This window comes from Eubacterium sp. SB2 (assembly GCF_001244405.1).
GTDB lineage: Bacteria > Bacillota > Clostridia > Lachnospirales > Lachnospiraceae > Faecalicatena > Faecalicatena contortus_B.
The window spans coordinates 1,523,313-1,540,301 of sequence record NZ_LN865153.1; the positions used below are offsets into that span (position 1 = coordinate 1,523,313).

The 16,989-nt window shown below is 47.4% G+C and carries 16 protein-coding genes; all 16 read right to left on the reverse strand.

Annotated elements, in window-relative coordinates; translation table 11 throughout:
• The 16 genes from BN1938_RS19110 to BN1938_RS19185 all read right to left on the reverse strand — a co-directional run bounded on the left by BN1938_RS19110 (nt 1) and on the right by BN1938_RS19185 (nt 16,955).
• Complete coding sequence (locus BN1938_RS19110; protein ID WP_050642057.1) at nt 1-1,086, reverse strand: ABC transporter permease; 1,086 nt, start codon at nt 1,084-1,086, stop codon at nt 1-3.
• Nucleotides 1,076-2,608, reverse strand: a complete 1,533-nt coding sequence (locus tag BN1938_RS19115) for an ABC transporter ATP-binding protein (RefSeq protein ID WP_050642058.1) — start codon at nt 2,606-2,608, stop codon at nt 1,076-1,078. The genes BN1938_RS19110 and BN1938_RS19115 overlap by 11 nt, the downstream gene beginning before the upstream one ends.
• 87 nt (nt 2,609-2,695) lie before the next feature.
• Nucleotides 2,696-3,532 carry a nucleoside phosphorylase gene (locus tag BN1938_RS19120; protein ID WP_050642059.1) on the reverse strand — a complete coding sequence of 279 codons (837 nt, stop codon included), beginning with the start codon at nt 3,530-3,532 and terminating at the stop codon, nt 2,696-2,698.
• Between the two features lie 116 nt (nt 3,533-3,648).
• Nucleotides 3,649-4,740: a BMP family ABC transporter substrate-binding protein gene (locus tag BN1938_RS19125; protein WP_242843891.1), complete on the reverse strand. Its 1,092-nt coding sequence runs from the start codon at nt 4,738-4,740 to the stop codon at nt 3,649-3,651.
• 25 nt (nt 4,741-4,765) lie between these two features.
• Nucleotides 4,766-6,091, reverse strand: a complete 1,326-nt coding sequence (locus tag BN1938_RS19130; RefSeq protein WP_050642060.1) for an amidohydrolase family protein — start codon at nt 6,089-6,091, stop codon at nt 4,766-4,768.
• A gap of 9 nt (nt 6,092-6,100) precedes the next feature.
• Nucleotides 6,101-7,270, reverse strand: coding sequence for an iron-containing alcohol dehydrogenase (locus BN1938_RS19135; protein WP_050642061.1), 1,170 nt, complete (start codon nt 7,268-7,270; stop codon nt 6,101-6,103).
• Between the two features lie 10 nt (nt 7,271-7,280).
• Nucleotides 7,281-8,444 (reverse strand): phosphopentomutase, encoded by a 1,164-nt coding sequence (locus BN1938_RS19140; protein ID WP_050642062.1) that lies wholly within the window; start codon nt 8,442-8,444, stop codon nt 7,281-7,283.
• 9 nt (nt 8,445-8,453) lie between these two features.
• Nucleotides 8,454-8,906, reverse strand: a complete 453-nt coding sequence (locus tag BN1938_RS19145) for a VOC family protein (protein ID WP_050642063.1) — start codon at nt 8,904-8,906, stop codon at nt 8,454-8,456.
• A 49-nt stretch (nt 8,907-8,955) separates the two neighbouring features.
• Nucleotides 8,956-9,525, reverse strand: a complete 570-nt coding sequence (locus BN1938_RS19150; RefSeq protein ID WP_050642064.1) for a DUF1097 domain-containing protein — start codon at nt 9,523-9,525, stop codon at nt 8,956-8,958.
• A gap of 139 nt (nt 9,526-9,664) precedes the next feature.
• Entirely contained in the window at nt 9,665-10,978 is a 1,314-nt protein-coding gene (locus BN1938_RS19155) for a transaldolase family protein (protein ID WP_050642065.1), read from the reverse strand.
• An 11-nt stretch (nt 10,979-10,989) separates the two neighbouring features.
• Entirely contained in the window at nt 10,990-11,679 is a 690-nt protein-coding gene (deoC, locus tag BN1938_RS19160) for a deoxyribose-phosphate aldolase (RefSeq protein ID WP_050642066.1), read from the reverse strand.
• A gap of 520 nt (nt 11,680-12,199) precedes the next feature.
• Complete coding sequence (gene lysS, locus BN1938_RS19165) at nt 12,200-14,161, reverse strand: lysine--tRNA ligase (RefSeq protein WP_050642067.1); 1,962 nt, start codon at nt 14,159-14,161, stop codon at nt 12,200-12,202.
• Between the two features lie 93 nt (nt 14,162-14,254).
• Nucleotides 14,255-14,743 carry a transcription elongation factor GreA gene (gene greA / locus BN1938_RS19170; protein WP_050642068.1) on the reverse strand — a complete coding sequence of 163 codons (489 nt, stop codon included), beginning with the start codon at nt 14,741-14,743 and terminating at the stop codon, nt 14,255-14,257.
• 143 nt (nt 14,744-14,886) lie between these two features.
• A complete protein-coding gene (dusB, locus tag BN1938_RS19175) occupies nt 14,887-15,846 on the reverse strand; it encodes a tRNA dihydrouridine synthase DusB (protein ID WP_050642069.1) in 960 nt (319 codons plus the stop codon).
• A gap of 13 nt (nt 15,847-15,859) precedes the next feature.
• The gene (locus BN1938_RS19180) at nt 15,860-16,630 is read right to left on the reverse strand and encodes a type III pantothenate kinase (protein ID WP_050642070.1); all 771 of its coding nucleotides are present in this window, start codon (nt 16,628-16,630) and stop codon (nt 15,860-15,862) included.
• Nucleotides 16,614-16,955: a DUF6145 family protein gene (locus BN1938_RS19185; RefSeq protein WP_050642071.1), complete on the reverse strand. Its 342-nt coding sequence runs from the start codon at nt 16,953-16,955 to the stop codon at nt 16,614-16,616. The genes BN1938_RS19180 and BN1938_RS19185 overlap by 17 nt, the downstream gene beginning before the upstream one ends.
• Nucleotides 16,956-16,989 lie beyond the last annotated feature (34 nt).

Below are 16,989 nucleotides of genomic sequence, written 5' to 3' on the forward strand. Positions count from 1 at the left end.
CTATTTACCTCCTTCACTTGCCGGTGTCTTTTTGGCTGCTTTTTTCTTTAACTTCGGGAGCAGGAACTTCGCACTGATTGTAATAAATATAATTGCCGTTACGATTTCTGTTACCGCTGACGGCACATCTGTGATACGTTCCATATTGATTCCGCCGTTCTTCAGGGCGCCGAAGAAAATACCAGAGAACAGCACGCCGATTGGATTGTTATTTGCCAGCAGTGATACTACGATTCCGTCAAATCCAAAATCAGGGTTAAAGCCCGCCAGAAGCCTGTGCTGTACCGCTGTCACCTCAACCGCTCCGACAATCCCCGCGATAGCTCCGCTCATCGCCATGACCTGAAGGATCGTCTTCTTTGGCTTCATTCCGGCGTATTTCGCCAGGACCGGGTTAGAGCCGACTACCTTAATCTCGTGCCCAAAGGCCGTCCTAAAGAAAATAAATGTTAAAATAATCATAACTATGATTGCTATGTAAAACCCGATATTTGCAGAGGAGGGCTCGAAATACGAAATACGCGGAAGCCATGTATTTTCTTTCAAAATAGCGCTGGCATTGAGATTCGTCCCAGCCTCCGGGTCACGCAATGGGCCCGTTACCAGATATTCTACAAATAATACTGCGATAAAGTTTAAAAGCAGTGTCGATACCACTTCGTTCGTGTTCAGGAACACCTTCATCAGCGCCGGTATCATTGCAAACAACGCTCCTGCCAGCATGGCGGAAAGGAAGATAAGCACCAGCGCCGCCAAATGGTTCATTGATTCCGGGATATTTACTGCTACCGCCGTTGCTGCCGCCGCCCCCATATAGAGCTGCCCGTCCACACCAAGGTTGAAAACCTCTGCCTTGTAAGTTACGCAGATTGCAAGGCCGGAGAGAATCAGGGGTGTCGCCCAGCGGATCGTGCCGGCGATATCCAGGGTCAACCCGTCCATAATTCCGTTTACAATCGCCAGTGGCTCGTAACCGGAAGCTGCCAGGAAGATTGTTGCAAGAATCAGCGCAATAACAATCAGGCTGACCTGTTTTCCTACGACGCCCAGTGCGGATAATATTCTGTTGTTTTCTTTATTTTTCATCGTCATCACCGCCTTGTCTCTTTGCGCCTGTCATATAGACTGCAATGGTACGCTCATCTGCTTCTCCACGTTTGAATTCTGCCATAATCTCTCCTTCGTACATTACCAGGATCCGGTCCGACAGAGAAAGTATCTCGTCTAATTCCGCGCTGACCAGCAGCACGCCCCGGTTAGAGTCCCGCACTTCTATGATTTTATGATGGATTGATTCGATGGCTCCGATATCCACCCCGCGGGTAGGCTGTGCCGCAATCAGCAGATCCGGGTCTGCCTCCATCTCACGCGCAAAGATCACCTTCTGCATATTTCCACCGGAAAGCGTCCCCAGTTTATAATCGGAATCCGGCGTCTTAACGTCAAAGTTTTTGCACAGATCCTCCGACAAATCGTGAAGCTTTTTGTTGTCCAGAATGCCGCCCTTGCAGTATGGCTTCTGATAGTACCTGTTCAGGATCAGATTGTCTCTGATGGTACAGTTGACCGCGCTGCCCATCTTCAGCCGGTCCTCCGGGATATGGGACATGCCGCCTTCTCTACGCTCGCGTACATTCTGCGCCGTTACATCTTTGCCCTCGAAGATAACCTGGCCGCCCGTGGGCTTTAGCATGCCTGAGACAACCTCGATCAGTTCTGTCTGCCCATTGCCTTCTACACCTGCAATACCCACAACCTCGCCCCTGGATACATGGAAGCTGATCCCATTCAGTGCCGGAAGCCCTCTCTGGTTCAAGGCACTTACGTCCCTGACTTCCAGTACCTCTTCTCCTGGCTGGTACGCCTGCCGTTCAATCTCCAGGTTTACTTTTCTTCCGACCATCATATCGGAAAGCCCCTCCGTATTCGCCTCAGAGGTATCCAGAGTTCCTGTTACAAGGCCTTTTCTCATAACTACAATTTTGTCGGTGATTGCCATGACCTCGCGGAGCTTGTGTGTAATAAAGATGATCGCACAGCCTTTTGACTTCAAAAGCCTAAGCACCTCCAGAAGCTTGTCTGTCTCCGTGGGCGTCAATACGGCTGTCGGTTCATCCAGAATCAGGATTCTGGCTTCTCTGTACAGCGCCTTAATAATCTCCACTCTCTGCTTTTCTCCGACAGACAGCTGGTATATCTTTTCGTCCAGATTTACAGGGAGATCGTAGGTATCCATTATCTTTTGGATCTTTTCCTTTGCTTCTTTTGTATCAATCAACCCATTTTTAGTTGGTGTCTTTCCTAAAATAATATTCTGTAAAACACTTAAATTGGGCATCAGCATGAAATGCTGATGTACCATTCCAATCCCCAGTTTAATTGCCATATTCGGAGACTGGATTCGGACTTCCTTCCCTGACAGCCTGATTACACCAAGGTCCGGCTCCATCATCCCATACAGCATATTCATCATCGTCGATTTGCCGGCGCCATTCTCGCCGATCAGTCCAAGTATCTCCCCCTCATTCACGCTTAAGGATACATTATCATTCGCCACAACGCCGGGGAAGAATTTCGATATATTCAACATTTCAACCGCTACTGCCATATTATCCTTCCTTTTCTGGCAACAGGCCAGGCAGACCTGAACTGTTACCTTTTCTGCTCATCCACCATAGATTTGGTCTTTTCGTATCTATACCTGATTTTTCTTCACGCTCAGTTTTACTTCGCCTGTTTCATCCCACTCTTTGAGTATTTTCATCGCTTCGGCCGCTGCCAGACATGCCTTCTCTTCTCCGCCATTGTCGCCCCAGCGGTCCAGCACCCTGTTGGAAATTACGGAAAGAACCGCTCCCATCCTCATTTCGTGCAGATAACCTACCACGAACTGTCCGGAGGTCTCCATCTCGATGTTCGTCACACCGGCAGTCTGCAGATCCGGGATAATCTTTTCTGCAAAGGAAGGCCAGTATCCGCTTCCATCCTCATTCAGGGGACGTCCCTGTCCGATGTAGAAAGAGCCGACCGTGTAATCAAGGCCCAGTCCGTAACGGAATCCCAGACGCTCGCATGCCTCCATAAGGGCCATGACCACATAGGTATTTGCAAACGCCGGAAATTCGGGCTCTACATAAGTGGCAGAGGTTCCGTCTTTTCTGACACAGGCAACCGGGATGATCAGATCTCCCAGATCGAACTGCGGTACAATACATCCCGTCGTCCCCACACGGATGCAGGTGTGCACGCCCAGTGTGTTCAGCTCGTGAAGGCAGATCTCGGAACTTGGCCCGCCGATGCCTGTGGAAGTGCACGCCATATCCATCCCTTTATATTTTCCCGTAACTGTTTTATATTCCCGATAGGATGCGACTTCCTTCACATCCTCCCAATTTTTCGCAATTTTTAAAGTTCTTTCCGGAGCGCCCGGCAGAATCACGTACGGCGGGACATCCCCTGGTTTGAGCTGTAGATGATATACCCCTTCGTTCTCTGCCTTTGGTGCGGATGCTTTGTTCATGTTTTCTTCCATAATGATTGACTCTCCTTTAACAATGCTTCGTTTATCTGTTTTATTATCTTACAGAAGCCGCCCTGTTTAAGCTGCCTGTAACTGCAGCTTAAGGGGCAGCCTCTGCCGATTTCGTTTTATTCTGCTGAAGATTTAATTTTTTCCCAATTCGGCACGTCAGTATTGAATGGAATTTCTAAGGAGCCGTCCTTAATCTGTTCTTCCAGTTTCTGTGCCTCTTCAATCGCTGCTTTCATTACATCTTTATACTCGTCGTTACTGTCTGCGAATCTGTTGAATGAATCCCAATCCATAAAGTATCCGCCGTTTGTCAGGTCACGGATTCCGTGCTCTCCGCCAGGATATTCTCCATTCTCCAGCATTTCAATTGCTTTGTATACGGTGTCTCCAAATCCAATGCCTTCAATGCCATAGAACCCATCGTATGTATCATAGTAATCGCTGATCTCACCTGCACACAGGATGCCTGCTTCTTTACATGCCTCAACTACGCCTGCATTCGAAGCGCCTGAGTCTGTCTGGATGACATCGCAGCCTTTTGAGATCATTGCGCTCGTTACTTCTTTTGCCTTCGCCGGATCTTCATAGCTTCCTACATAAGAAAATTCAACAGTGGCATCCGGATTGGCCGCCTTTACACCCATCATAAAACCATTGCCTTCCGCATTTGGCGTCGGCTCCTCTGCGCCTACAACAAAGCCTACGTGATTCGCTTTTGTCAGTTTTCCGGCAATATATCCGCCAAGGTAGAAAGCGCCTTCGCCGTGAAATTCCGTATCCCATACATTTTCATACTTTTCACTGCCGTCATTGATGGTCTGGAAGATTGCCGCATACTTGGTATCCGGATATTCCTTTGAAACAAGCTTTGTTGCGTCTGTCATGTAGCCGTATGTAGTTACGATCAAGTCATAACCTGCCTTGGACATTGCACGCACGTCTTCTTCGAATTTGGAAGCCTCCGCAGACTCCAGCTTTTTAATCTCAACTCCAAAGTCCTCTGCCGCCTGATCCGCGCCTTTTGCGAGGTCATCCATGGAGGCTTTGTCGCCGAACTTCTGGTTTACAACAAGCGCAACCTTTAACTGCTTCGTTCCCCCATCATCTTTCCCGTCTGAGGCCGCAGGTTCGTTTTTCTTTCCGCATCCTGCCACAAGTCCAATCACCATCACTGCTGCCAGCATAACTGCCAATACTCGTTTTTTCATAATATGTTCCTTCCTTTTCTTTTTTCTATGAAGAAAGTGCCCTTCCTACTTTTTCCGAAGTCTTCTGCACTTTTTCCATGACATCCTTTACGTCTATTGTCTGCAATACCCCATCCGCTACTACATGCCTTCCGTCCACAAAAACATCCGTTACGTCACGGCCTGTTGCATTATAGATAAGAGCGGACGTTACCGTCTCCATTTCCCCCAGAAGCATCGGCTGCATATGGGGAGCTCTAGTCTCGATTAGAATAAAATCTGCCTTCTTCCCTGCTTCGATGGTTCCATAGTCGTTTTCCAGTCCAAAGCATTTTGCCCCGTTGATTGTCGCCATATCCAGAATATCCGTCTTCTTCAGACTGCGGATTCCTTTGTGGATCGTATGGAGCAGGGACATCCCTTTCATTTCCCGGAAAATATCGTTAGAGTTGTTCCACATTGCCCCGTCTGTACCCAGGCATACGGTAACGCCCCGCCTGACCATCTCCGGAATTGGCGCGATGCCGTCCTGAATCTTCATCTCGCACAGCGGCGTATTCACTACCTTTGTATCCGTCTGTGCAAGCTGTATTACCTCGTCTTCGGAAGCGTAGACGACGTGGGAGCCGATTACGCCCGGATTCAGCAGCCGGTTCTGATGCAGATATGCAATCGCCGTCCCATGGTACTTCTCTTTTACAATCTCCTGCCGCCATGTGTTCTCCGCTAAATGGCAGGTAAGCAATATCTTGTGCCGGTCTGCGATCGCCTGAATCCTTTTCAGCCTCTCCGTATCATAGTCTTCTTCCGAAATCCCACCCAGTACAGGAACAAAATCATTCTCTTTGCACACTCTGATAAACTCTGTAAGAAATTGTTCTGATATAAGCTCATCCGGTTTCTGAAAATCTACCCGGACATCCTCCGCCAGAGCTCCTCTGATACCAACCTCCTTCATCGCACGGACAGAATCTTCTTTAAGCCCCCAGTACATATTTTCCATGATAAATGTGGTACCGGAAAGCAGCGCCTCACAGTAGGTGAGCTGCCGGGAATAGAACCTGTCCTCGTCGTCAATCAGGGTATAAAACCACCCGGTATCAGCAAACTTATGGTTTTGCTCCAGCAAAGTCATATCATCCCCCAGCCCTCGCGCCAGTGTCATGTCCCCGTGGCAGTGCCCGTTGACAAGTCCGGGCATCAGGATCTTTCCATCGGCATCCAGCCAGACCTCACAGTCTTCCTTTTTTAGTTTTCCTTCCATAACGGCCGCAATCCTGTCCCCGGACACGCCTACCGAACCGATAAACGGCCGGTACCGGTTTTGCGCCGAGACAATAACTGCCCCGCTGATACCTATTTCATACTTCATATACCCACCCTACTGTGCCATTCTGTAAATTGCTTCCACATCATCGGCATTCAGAACCTTCAGCCCACCGATATTGCCGAACCTGCATGCATCTTCTGCCATCTTCCGGAACTTCTCATCGCTTTCGACTCCGATTTCCTTTAATGTCACGGGAGCACCCATGGATTGGAAAAATTCCTTCAATCTGCGGATTCCCTCCAAAGCGGTCTTCTCCTGGTCATAAAAATCTATCTCAACGTCAAACACGCGGTTCGCAAACTGTACGAATCTCGGAAGGTTTTCTTTGTATACGTACGTCGCCCAACATGGAAATAGCACGGATAGGGTCGAACCATGTACCGCATTATACTGCGCGCTCAGCTGTGCGCCGATCGTATGCGTCGCCCAGTCCTGATTCCTTCCGGCTGCAAGAAGCCCGTTGTGTGCTACAATAGCCGTCCACATGAACTCTGCCCTGGCATTGTAATCATCCAGGTTCTCCATCAGCGCTCTGGCATTGACCAGAATTGCCTTCATAACACCTTCACACATATAGTCTGTCAGATGCACATCCACAGAGCTTGAAAAATACCGTTCCAGTACATGAGAAAACATATCGATAATGCCAAATACGGTCTGTCTTTTCGGTATCGTCAGCGTCAGATCGGGATTCATTAAGGTGAATGAAGGCCTTAAAAAATCTGCCATGACATCCGCGCTCTCGCCTGTTTCCGGATTATTCAGCACGCTTCCATTGCTGCCTTCGCTTCCTGTCGCCGGAAGTGTCATGACTGTGCCTACCGGAAGCGCCTCAGCCGGAACGGCCTTCTTGCTGTAAAAATCCCACACATCGCCGTCATACTTTGCCCCCAGGGCAACTGCCTTAGCCGTGTCAATGACGCTGCCGCCCCCAACTGCCAATACGCAGCCGATCTGATGCTCCTTACAAAGCGCTGCGCCCTCCCGGACCAGCCCGACCTTCGGATTCGGTTCTACCCCTGGCAGCTCATAATACGTAACCTGCGCCGCCTCCAGAGCCTTAATAATCCTTGCGTGGAGCCCGGACTTATACATATAACCGTCTCCGTAATGAACAAATAACACTTTATCAGATATCTTCTTAACTTCCTGCCCGCAAAGCTGATCTGCATCCTTGTCCAGGATAAACTTCGTCGGTGACATAAATTCAAAACTATCCATATTTCCTACCTTACCTTTCTATCTCCTTCAGAAAAGAGGTACCCGCCTGAAATTCATAGCCAAAATATTCTGCAACGGTCGCCGCAATGTCTGAAAAGGTACTCCTGGTTCCTATATCGATTCCTGCTTTCAGCCGCTTCCCGTATAAGACAATCGGAATATACTCCCTTGTATGATCTGTTCCCGGCGTTGTCGGGTCACATCCATGGTCCGCCGTGATCAGGAGAATATCATCTTCCTTCAAAAGGCTGACCATCTCAGGTACAAAGGTATCAAAATACTCCAGCGCCTCAGCATATCCCAGCGGGTTATTGCGGTGTCCGTAAAGCATGTCAAAATCAACCAGATTCACAAATAAAAGCCCGTCAAATCCTGTCTTCAGATAAGACAGGGCAGCCTGTATGCCTTCTCTGTTGTTCTTCGTGTGATTGATCTCCGTCAGGCCGCGCCTGTTGAAAATGTCTTCAATCTTCCCGACGCCGATCACGTCTTTCCCCTTCTCACTCAGGAGGTCCAAAACTGTATACCCCGGCGGGTCTACGGAAAAGTCTTTGCGGTTTTCCGTGCGGTAATAATTACCGCTTTCGCCGGTAAACGGCCTGCAGATCACACGGCTTACCGTGTCATCCCCTGTGAGGAGCTCCCTGGCAATCCGGCAGATCTCATACTGTCTCTCTAAAGGGATGATACTCTCATGCATCGCAATCTGCATCAGGCTGTCAGCCGATAGATATACGATCGGATACCCGGTCTTTACATGCTCATCTCCCAGCACTTTGATGATCTCGGTACCGGACGCCGGATAATTCCCAATCACCTTCGTCCCAATCCGCCGCTCCAGCTCCTCTATAATCCGCGGCGGAAAAGATTTCCCAAATACTTTGAACGGCGTCTTCACGGTCAGCCCGGCAATCTCGAAATGTCCATTCGTTGTATCCTTTGCCTTTCCCAACTCTGCTGCTTTTCCGAAGCACCCTTTGGGAGCCCTGATCCCCGTAAGTCCTGTTCCCTCGATATTATACAACCCAAGCTGCTTTAAATTCGGGATATTCAGCCCTTCTCTGTACTCGTCCACATGCTTCAGCGTATTGGTTCCTGTATCTCCGAACTCTGCCGCATCCGGAAGCTCTCCGACCCCTACGCTGTCCAGCACGATAATTGTAAAACCTGGCATGGCTTCCTCCTATTCTGTCGCTTCATCCAGAAGACCCGGGCCATTGCCTTCTTCCCAGGCAAACACTTCCCATACATTTCCTTCAAAATCCTGAAAATAAGCCGCTCTGGAGCCAAAACCATAGGTGGTCGGTTCCTTGATGCAGTTTACCCCGTTGCCAATCAATTCTTCTGCTATATCGTCTACGTCCTGCAGAGCGGGAACCTTCACAGCCATCATAAAATGATGTCCTTCCCCATCGATATAGGTATGGTCCACCACTTCGCACAGCCCCTTTTTATCCCAGAGCGTAACCGCCGTCCCATGGAATTCAAATTCCGCATAATTGGCATGCTCAGGGTCCGGCTGAAGTCTCTTTACTTTGAACCCGAACTTTTCTGTGTAGAATTTAAGCGCTCCCTGAAAATCTTTTACAAATAAGCAGATATCATTTAACTTTGTCAGCATTTCTAACTTACTCATGTGCCTGATACACCTCCATCCATGTAGCAGTTCAGACATGCCTGAACTGTTACGCATCTATTCCTTTCTTACCCGGTATCTGTCCGGAATCAGGAACAGATACGCTGAAAATCTTGCCTTCCAGCCATTTCCGAAACACGATGCTCGTCCAGCCGGACAGCAGCCCGAATATACAGTATAGAAGTACAATCCCTGCGGACTGCCACATTTTGATACCTTCAACATAGCTGTTAACTCCGAAAAAGGCGCCCGCCCCGACAAAGAACACGGCAACATTACTGATACACCACGGGGCAAATTCAAAATACATCATAAAGGGAACCACAATCAACGCCACCAGCGGTACCGTCAAAAGCTTCAGATCCGGTAAAATGGCCGACATCCCAATCATAATCACTGCAAACAGAATCCCCAGGACATACCCGCAGAATCCCTTTACGGCGCCCTTCACACTGCTTCCCAGCAGAAAGTAAAGCGCCCAGCCCTGAAACGCGATAAACACAAATCCACTGTGGCCGCCGGATACAAGATGCGTACCGATCACCTGGTCCGCCAGCTGAAGCAGAAAAGACTGGATTCCCACAAAAATCGCAAATATTAGATACTGGCTTTTCTTCATTTCTCCTCCTGCCCGCTTTTTAACGCAATCCTGTCCAGTGCCTCCCGGCGCAGACAGCGGGTGCTATAAATTGGCGTATTTACGCCGGGAGATCCAAAAAAGAGGCGCCCGAGTCTGCCCCTGGTGCCCCTTCAATAAACTACTTCTCACCATTCGCAGCGTTCATGAATCTTCTCTGATATGTAATAATTTGCGGTGCCGATGTATTCTGGGCTAAGTAACTTGGTTCTGTCGTAATTACAATCCTGTCCGTCATATCCTTGAACTCATCTTCTGTCATCAGTTTGTCCAGCTCCGGATACATTCTTGAACCTTCGATACTGCAGATGATCAGCCTGGTGTCCTCCAGATTAGAATTCCGAAGCATCCGTAAGTTATGCCTTACGCCGTCCATGCCGTCGAATCCCTCGTGTTCGTTGATCTTTCTATATTCAACTGTCTCTCTTGCCATCTTTTCAACCAGACGCAGATCCGCATCCTGGTCATTCTTGGAGAGGAAGTCCCATTCGATCATAAAGCTGCGCAGGGCCTGCAAAAATCTGTCGTCATATGTAGTCTGGTATGCATTCAGAAGCCCATTAATATAAGTTGTAACACCAAAGCGCTGGCGTACAAAGCTATTGATAAAATATGGCTTCGCCTGCAATGCCATGCCCGTCTGCCACGGTTCAAACATCAAAGTATAGTTTACTCTGAATCCATGTTCCTTCATCTTCAGCGCCAGGTTGTGCCCGTAAAGGTAATCCTTTGTAGCCGCCTGATTCCAGCGTGTAGAAAGCTTCTTGTCGCCTGCGAGCAGCTCGCTTACATTGTCTGCATTTACCGGGCCTGTATGGGGAATCTTGAGAACCATACGGTAATCAGAGAACATCTCTCTGAATTCCTCTGCCTCCTCAAGTATCTGTTCAAAATCTGCAAATGGATTATTTACCTCAACACTGATATCACACCCTGGTCCGAGAATATTAGCAATCTCACTCATAACCTCGTTCCTGGTCTTAAACTTATGCCCCACATTTGCCTGCGGATTATTGATGAACAGGTCATAGATAATCCCCGGATTGCAGGTCAGGTTCCCGATGAGGTGTTTGATCGGCTCGACTTCATACGGATTGGCTGTATCTGCCGAATAGATGAACTTGGTCGGTCTTCTGAGTCCATTTTTATCATACGATATATTTCTGACCAAATCTATCTCCAATATCTGGTTCTCTTTCATATTATATTCAATCTTGAATCCCGCCGGCGTCTCGCCTTCCGGAACCTTGAACAAGTCGATGACATCCCTGAATCTGTCGCTTACACCGATATAACGTATTCTTTTCAACAGGAATTCATATTCCTCAAGACTGATATTCTGATGGAGCGCTCTTCTGACATAGCCTTCATCATTTGATACGATCTGAATCTCTCCTCCCACAAGAGAGGCTAAACTGTAATTCACTGTCTGCATAACACCCTCCACTATTTCAATTCTTCCAGATATTTGCTGTATTCCTCGACAAGCTTGCCTGCGCTTCTTGTTCCTACCAGGCTGACACCCATGTGTTCAAACATGTGAAGGACTGCCGGCATGGTAAATGTTCTCGGCACTCCGGAAACTTTAATCTTCGTATCTCCGGAAAGATTCTCTTTCATGATCTTAACCTGATCCAAAGTCGGGAATGCCTGTGATCCGGTAGCTGTCTTTACATATGTAACACCGCACTCACAGCAGATCTTCGTCAGCTCTGCTATCTCTTCATCAGTCAAGAATCCAACTTCGAAGATCAGCTTTGTATCACAGCCCTCGCCGCAGATCCTTACAAACTCGCTGATCTCATGGCGTACAAGCTCATAGTTTTTATCTTTTACAGCTCCGATGTTCACAACCATATCGCAGGCAGTACATCCAAGCTTTACCATCTCTTCTAATTCAAATAATTTTGCCTTCGTGCACATCGCGCCATACGGAAAACCAATGACAGCGCTTGGTCCAACATCGCTTCCCTTTAACTCTTCCACAACAAGTTCTCCCCAGCAGGAGTTCACGTTCACCGCATTTACATGATACTTCTTAGCAATATTACATGCTTCGATGATATCTTCCTTCTGTAAATTCGGCGCCAGATATGCTAAGTCTAAATGCTTTGCAAATTCGTTCACTGTCAACATTGTAAATCCTCCTAATAATCCACTTTTCCTTGCTATTATATTGATGCGCATTTTCAATATACTGTTCGTTACAATGTTAATATAACACCCTTATTTTGTTTTGTAAATAACATTTGTTATTTTTATTTCACTTATTGTTCACTTTCACGCAATATAAATGAGTATACTTTAACATTTGTTTAAACAATTTGTTCATTATATAACATTTCATGCCATTTTTACACTTTCCGTTAAAGTCCCGAATACTTTTGCATAATCTATAACACAGCTATAGTGTCATTTACGGAATCCCATATAATAAATCTGTTCATTAACCGGCTTAAAGCGGTTTACCACATATGTGAAAAAAAGCACTCCTTAGATTAACTCTAAGAAGTGCTTTCATATATTTTTGCTCCACCTTCACCTTTTCGCCTGAAATTCGTTATGCTTTATAACAATGCATCATACTTTATATAATTACTGGCAAATGAATAATAATACCAGGATTTTCAGCTTTTTCCAAGCGGAAAATTAGCTCTTAATACAGCTTCGCTCCTGCCGGAATTCTATCATCCACCATCAGAAGGTTCAGTCCTTCATGACCATCTTCCTCGTGTACTGCTGAGATTAACATTCCGCAGGAATCAATTCCCATCATGGGTCTTGGCGGCAGGTTTGTGATTGCGATACAAGTCTTACCTACCAGGTCTTCCGGCTCATAATATTCGTGAATTCCGCTTAAAATCACGCGTTCTTTGTCTGTACCGTCATCCAAAACGAACTTCAGAAGCTTCTTGCTCTTCGGTACAGCTTCACAGGATATTACCTTTACAGCTCTGTAATCAGACTTTGCAAATGTATCAAAATCAACAAATTCTTCAAACAGCGGCTCAATTCTTACATTAGAAAAATCAATTTTTTCAGCCTTTTTTTCCTCTGGCTTGTCCTCTTTCTTCCCTGCTTTTTCCACCTTCTTAGAAGCATCGCTTCCACCCAAGGTCTTCATAGTCGGGAACAGCAGTACATCACGTATAGCCGCCGAATCAGTCAGCAGCATACACATTCTGTCGATCCCGAATCCAATCCCTCCTGTAGGAGGCATCCCGATCTCCAGCGCATTGAGAAAGTCTTCATCTGTCGTATTGGCTTCCTCATCCCCCTGTGCCAGCAGTTCTTCCTGCGCTTTGAATCTTTCTCTCTGATCAATCGGATCATTCAGCTCGGAGTATGCGTTTGCCATCTCCCAGCCATTCATGAAGAATTCGAATCTTTCTACATAGTCCGGATTCTCTGGTTTCTTCTTTGTAAGCGGTGAAATCTCAATCGGGTGATCCATAACAAATGTCGGCTGCACCAGATGTTCCTCAACAAATTCCTCAAAGAACAGGCTCAGGATATCACCCTTTTTGTGCCTGTCTTCAAACTCTATGCCCTTTTCTTTCGCAAGTGCTTTTGCTTCTTCTGTTGTTTTAATCTCATTAAAATCGATGCCCGCATATTTTTTAACGGCATCAATCATCGTGATTCTCTCGAACGGCTTGCCGAGATCCATCTCAACACCATTATAAACGATTGTTGTTGTGCCCAGGACTTCCTGTGCCACATGACGATAGAGATTCTCTGTCAGATCCATCATGCCATGATAATCTGTATAAGCCTGGTACAGCTCCATCAGCGTAAATTCCGGATTGTGTCTTGTATCAAGACCCTCGTTGCGGAAGACTCGTCCAATTTCATAAACACGTTCCATACCGCCTACGATCAGCCTCTTTAAGTACAGTTCAAGAGAGATGCGGAGCTTGAAATCCTCATCCAGTGCATTGAAATGTGTCTCGAAAGGCCTTGCCGCAGCGCCTCCCGCATTGCTCACAAGCATCGGCGTTTCCACTTCCATGAAGCCTTCTGTATCCAGGTATCTTCTGATGGAACTCAGGATTTTTGAACGTTTGATAAATGTATCTTTTACTTCCGGATTCATGATCAGGTCTACGTATCTCTGACGGTAACGGATGTCCGTATTTGTCAGGCCGTGGAACTTCTCCGGCAGTATCTGCAGGCTCTTGGAAAGCAGTTTGACAGAAGCGGCATGGATCGAGATCTCTCCTGTCTTTGTCCGGAACACTTCACCCACGATTCCCACTACATCGCCTACATCCATCTTTTTAAATTCTTTATACGCATCCTCGCCTACGCTGTCTCTTGCTACATATGACTGGATGTTGCCCTTGAGATCCTGGACATTGCAGAAGGAAGCTTTCCCCATGACACGCTTGGACATCATGCGGCCTGCGATTGATACGGTTTTGCCCTCCAGCTCCTCGTATTGATCTTTGATCTCCTGGCTGTGGTGTGTCTGGTCATATTTCGTGGTTACAAACGGGTCTTTGCCGTTTTCCTGCAGCTCAGCCAGCTTCTCACGGCGGACCTTCCTCAACTGATTCAGGTCTGGCTCCTGTGCATTGTTCTGCTGTGCGTTCTTGTTATTTTTCTGTTCGGACACTGTTTACTCTCCTTCCTTTATATGCGAATTCAGACCTCTTGTAGGTAAGAGGTCTGCCATTTCATTGGTGTATTACGTTATTTCAATCCTCACTTATCTGGTTGAACGGCTGATATCAAGCACTTTGTACTGAATCTGCCCGGCCTGTGTTTCTACCTCTACTAAGTCTCCCGCTTTCTTGCCCATTAATGCCTGCCCTACCGGAGATTCATTGGATATCTTTCCTTCCAGACTGTTTGCTTCTGTTGAACCAACAATTTTGAATTCCATTTCCTCATCAAACGTAATATCAAATACTTTTACTTTACATCCTACATTGATTTTGTCGAAGTCTACCTCGTCTTCAACAACTACCTCGGCATTTTTAAGAATGCCTTCCAGCTCTTCGATACGGGCCTCAATATCGCGCTGCTCGTCTTTTGCCGCATCGTACTCTGCATTCTCGGATAAATCCCCCTGCTCTCTTGCTTCCTTAATCTTTGCTGCGACCTCTTTCCGTTTAACGACCTTCAGATTCTCCAGCTCGTCTTCCAGTGACTTCAGGCCTGCATAAGTAAGTAATCTTTTCTTTGCTTCTGCCATGTTAACTGCTCCTTTTCCTTTTCTTTCCTCTTATCGTGTTCTTTCATTTATTAAGCTTTTTTTGCTTCTGATCAGCGTTCCTGTGCACTGATTCTAATCCTATTTAAATTTATATTTCACAATTTCAATATTATAACCAATCCCTATAGCGATGTCAAGATATTTTCAAGTTCTTCATACGTCTCTACCTTATTAATGGCATCTCTCAGCCTTGCGGCGCCATGAAGTCCTTTTACATACCAGGCGACATGCTTGCGCATTTCCCGGATTCCAAGGTACTCCCCTTTGTATTCAAGCTGGAGGACGGCGTGCCGGAGCATGGTATTCTTAATTTCCCCGACGGATGGCCTGGGCGGAAGCATGCCGGTCTGTTCATAGGCTGTGAGCTCGGAAAATATCCAGGGGTTGCCCTGGGCGCCTCTGGCTATCATGACTCCATCACAGCCCGTCTGCTCCCGCATGGCAATGGCCCTTTCCCCCGATGTGACATCTCCATTTCCTATGACCGGAATGGATACAGCATCCTTTACTTTGCTGATGATTTCCCAGTCCGCCTTTCCGGAATAGTACTGCTCTCTTGTTCTCCCGTGAACTGCGACGGCTGCCGCTCCTGCTTCCTCGATAATTTTCGCAATCTCCACGGCATTCACATGCTGCTCATCAAACCCTTTTCTGATCTTCACGGTTACCGGTTTTTCGATTGCTTTTACCACTGCACTCACCAGATCGAATACCAGCTTAGGATTCTTCATCAGTGCGGATCCCTCCCCATTGCGGACTACCTTGGGGACCGGACAGCCCATATTGATATCCAGGATAGCAAATGGACGCTCTTCTATTCTTTTTGCCATCTCACTGACAATCTTGGGATCAGAACCGAACAGCTGCAGAGAGGCGGGCATTTCATCCGGGTGGATCTCCAGAAGGCTTTCCGTATTCTTATTGTTATAGAGGATTCCTTTCGCACTTACCATTTCCATGCAGACAAGGCCGGCTCCCTGCTCTTTGCAGAGCAAGCGAAATGGCAGGTCTGTTACTCCTGCCATGGGTCCTAGTATATAAGAATTCTGTAGCTGCACATTGCCGATTTTCAATTGTTTCATGTCTATTATCTCACTATTTTCTATTTTTATTATAAATCAGACGAAGCCCGTCCAATGTCAGATCCGGCCTGTATGCGTCTATACTCCTGGTTTCCTTCGCAATGATTTTGCCAAGGCCGCCCGTAGCTACTACAGTGGCCTTATCATAGCCGGACTCTTCTTTGATCTTTTCTATAATATACTCGGTCTGACCGATCGCCCCGTAGACAAGTCCTGCCTGCATACTGGAGATCGTCTCCTTTGCCAGGATGGACGGCGGCTTTTTGATCTCGATAGCCGGAAGCATGGCAGCTCCGCCCCATAGGGAACGCCCGGCAGTCTCGATCCCGGGCGCGGTAATCCCCGCTTCAAAAGTCCCCTTCGGCCCGATCAGGTCATAGGTGGTCGCAGTCCCGAAGTCCACAACAATCACCGGCCCGCCGTAGAACTCATATCCCGCTACTGCGTCCACAATACGATCCGGACCGATCTCCTTGGGATTCTCCGTCACAATCCGGATTCCCGTTTTAATTCCGGCAGACACAACCAGCGGTTTTACATCCAGATACTTGATGATTCCACTCCCCAATGAGTGCATAATATCCGGTACTACCGAGGCTATAATCACCGCGTCCACATCTTCCGCCTTCACATCCCGGTGCTCCAGTATGCCACAGATCGTAAAGCCGTATTCATCCGAGGTCCTGGAGCGCTTTGTAGTCATGCGGAAGGTTCCGACCAGTTTATCATGATCGAATACACCTAATGTTATATTTGTATTTCCTACATCAATCGTCAGTAACATCCATATCCTCCCCTAAACAGAATACCTTATAGAACAGTTCCAGCGACTCAAAAAGTTCCGACTTCGTACGCTGGAGTTCCTTGATCTTCAGCACGCTGCCTATCTCATCAAACGTAAAATCATCCTCCCTGTGGTCTACCCGCAGTTCCAGATTTCCCTGCTCGTCGTAAACCACCATCAGCACTCCGCCCACATCCTCTGTGTACAGCACGCACATAATCTGAAGTTCCTGCTGTATGCTTTCCGGGAGTGTCTCGAACTCGGGGTTCAAATAAAACTTCTGCTCGTATGAGCTGGCCCCGCAAAGAACAACTTCCTCTTCCATGATTCGTCCTTTCCTGCAAAGGGGTCTGACCCCT

Coding starts and splice junctions, on each gene's coding strand:
- BN1938_RS19110 (WP_050642057.1), bottom strand. CDS start 1,086: ATGAAAAATAAAGAAAACAACAGAATATTATCCGCACTGGGCGTCGTA.
- BN1938_RS19115 (WP_050642058.1), bottom strand. CDS start 2,608: ATGGCAGTAGCGGTTGAAATGTTGAATATATCGAAATTCTTCCCCGGC.
- BN1938_RS19120 (WP_050642059.1), bottom strand. CDS start 3,532: ATGGAAGAAAACATGAACAAAGCATCCGCACCAAAGGCAGAGAACGAA.
- BN1938_RS19125 (WP_242843891.1), bottom strand. CDS start 4,740: ATGAAAAAACGAGTATTGGCAGTTATGCTGGCAGCAGTGATGGTGATT.
- BN1938_RS19130 (WP_050642060.1), bottom strand. CDS start 6,091: ATGAAGTATGAAATAGGTATCAGCGGGGCAGTTATTGTCTCGGCGCAA.
- BN1938_RS19135 (WP_050642061.1), bottom strand. CDS start 7,270: ATGGATAGTTTTGAATTTATGTCACCGACGAAGTTTATCCTGGACAAG.
- BN1938_RS19140 (WP_050642062.1), bottom strand. CDS start 8,444: ATGCCAGGTTTTACAATTATCGTGCTGGACAGCGTAGGGGTCGGAGAG.
- BN1938_RS19145 (WP_050642063.1), bottom strand. CDS start 8,906: ATGAGTAAGTTAGAAATGCTGACAAAGTTAAATGATATCTGCTTATTT.
- BN1938_RS19150 (WP_050642064.1), bottom strand. CDS start 9,525: ATGAAGAAAAGCCAGTATCTAATATTTGCGATTTTTGTGGGAATCCAG.
- BN1938_RS19155 (WP_050642065.1), bottom strand. CDS start 10,978: ATGCAGACAGTGAATTACAGTTTAGCCTCTCTTGTGGGAGGAGAGATT.
- deoC (WP_050642066.1), bottom strand. CDS start 11,679: ATGTTGACAGTGAACGAATTTGCAAAGCATTTAGACTTAGCATATCTG.
- greA (WP_050642068.1), bottom strand. CDS start 14,743: ATGGCAGAAGCAAAGAAAAGATTACTTACTTATGCAGGCCTGAAGTCA.
- dusB (WP_050642069.1), bottom strand. CDS start 15,846: ATGAAACAATTGAAAATCGGCAATGTGCAGCTACAGAATTCTTATATA.
- BN1938_RS19180 (WP_050642070.1), bottom strand. CDS start 16,630: ATGTTACTGACGATTGATGTAGGAAATACAAATATAACATTAGGTGTA.
- BN1938_RS19185 (WP_050642071.1), bottom strand. CDS start 16,955: ATGGAAGAGGAAGTTGTTCTTTGCGGGGCCAGCTCATACGAGCAGAAG.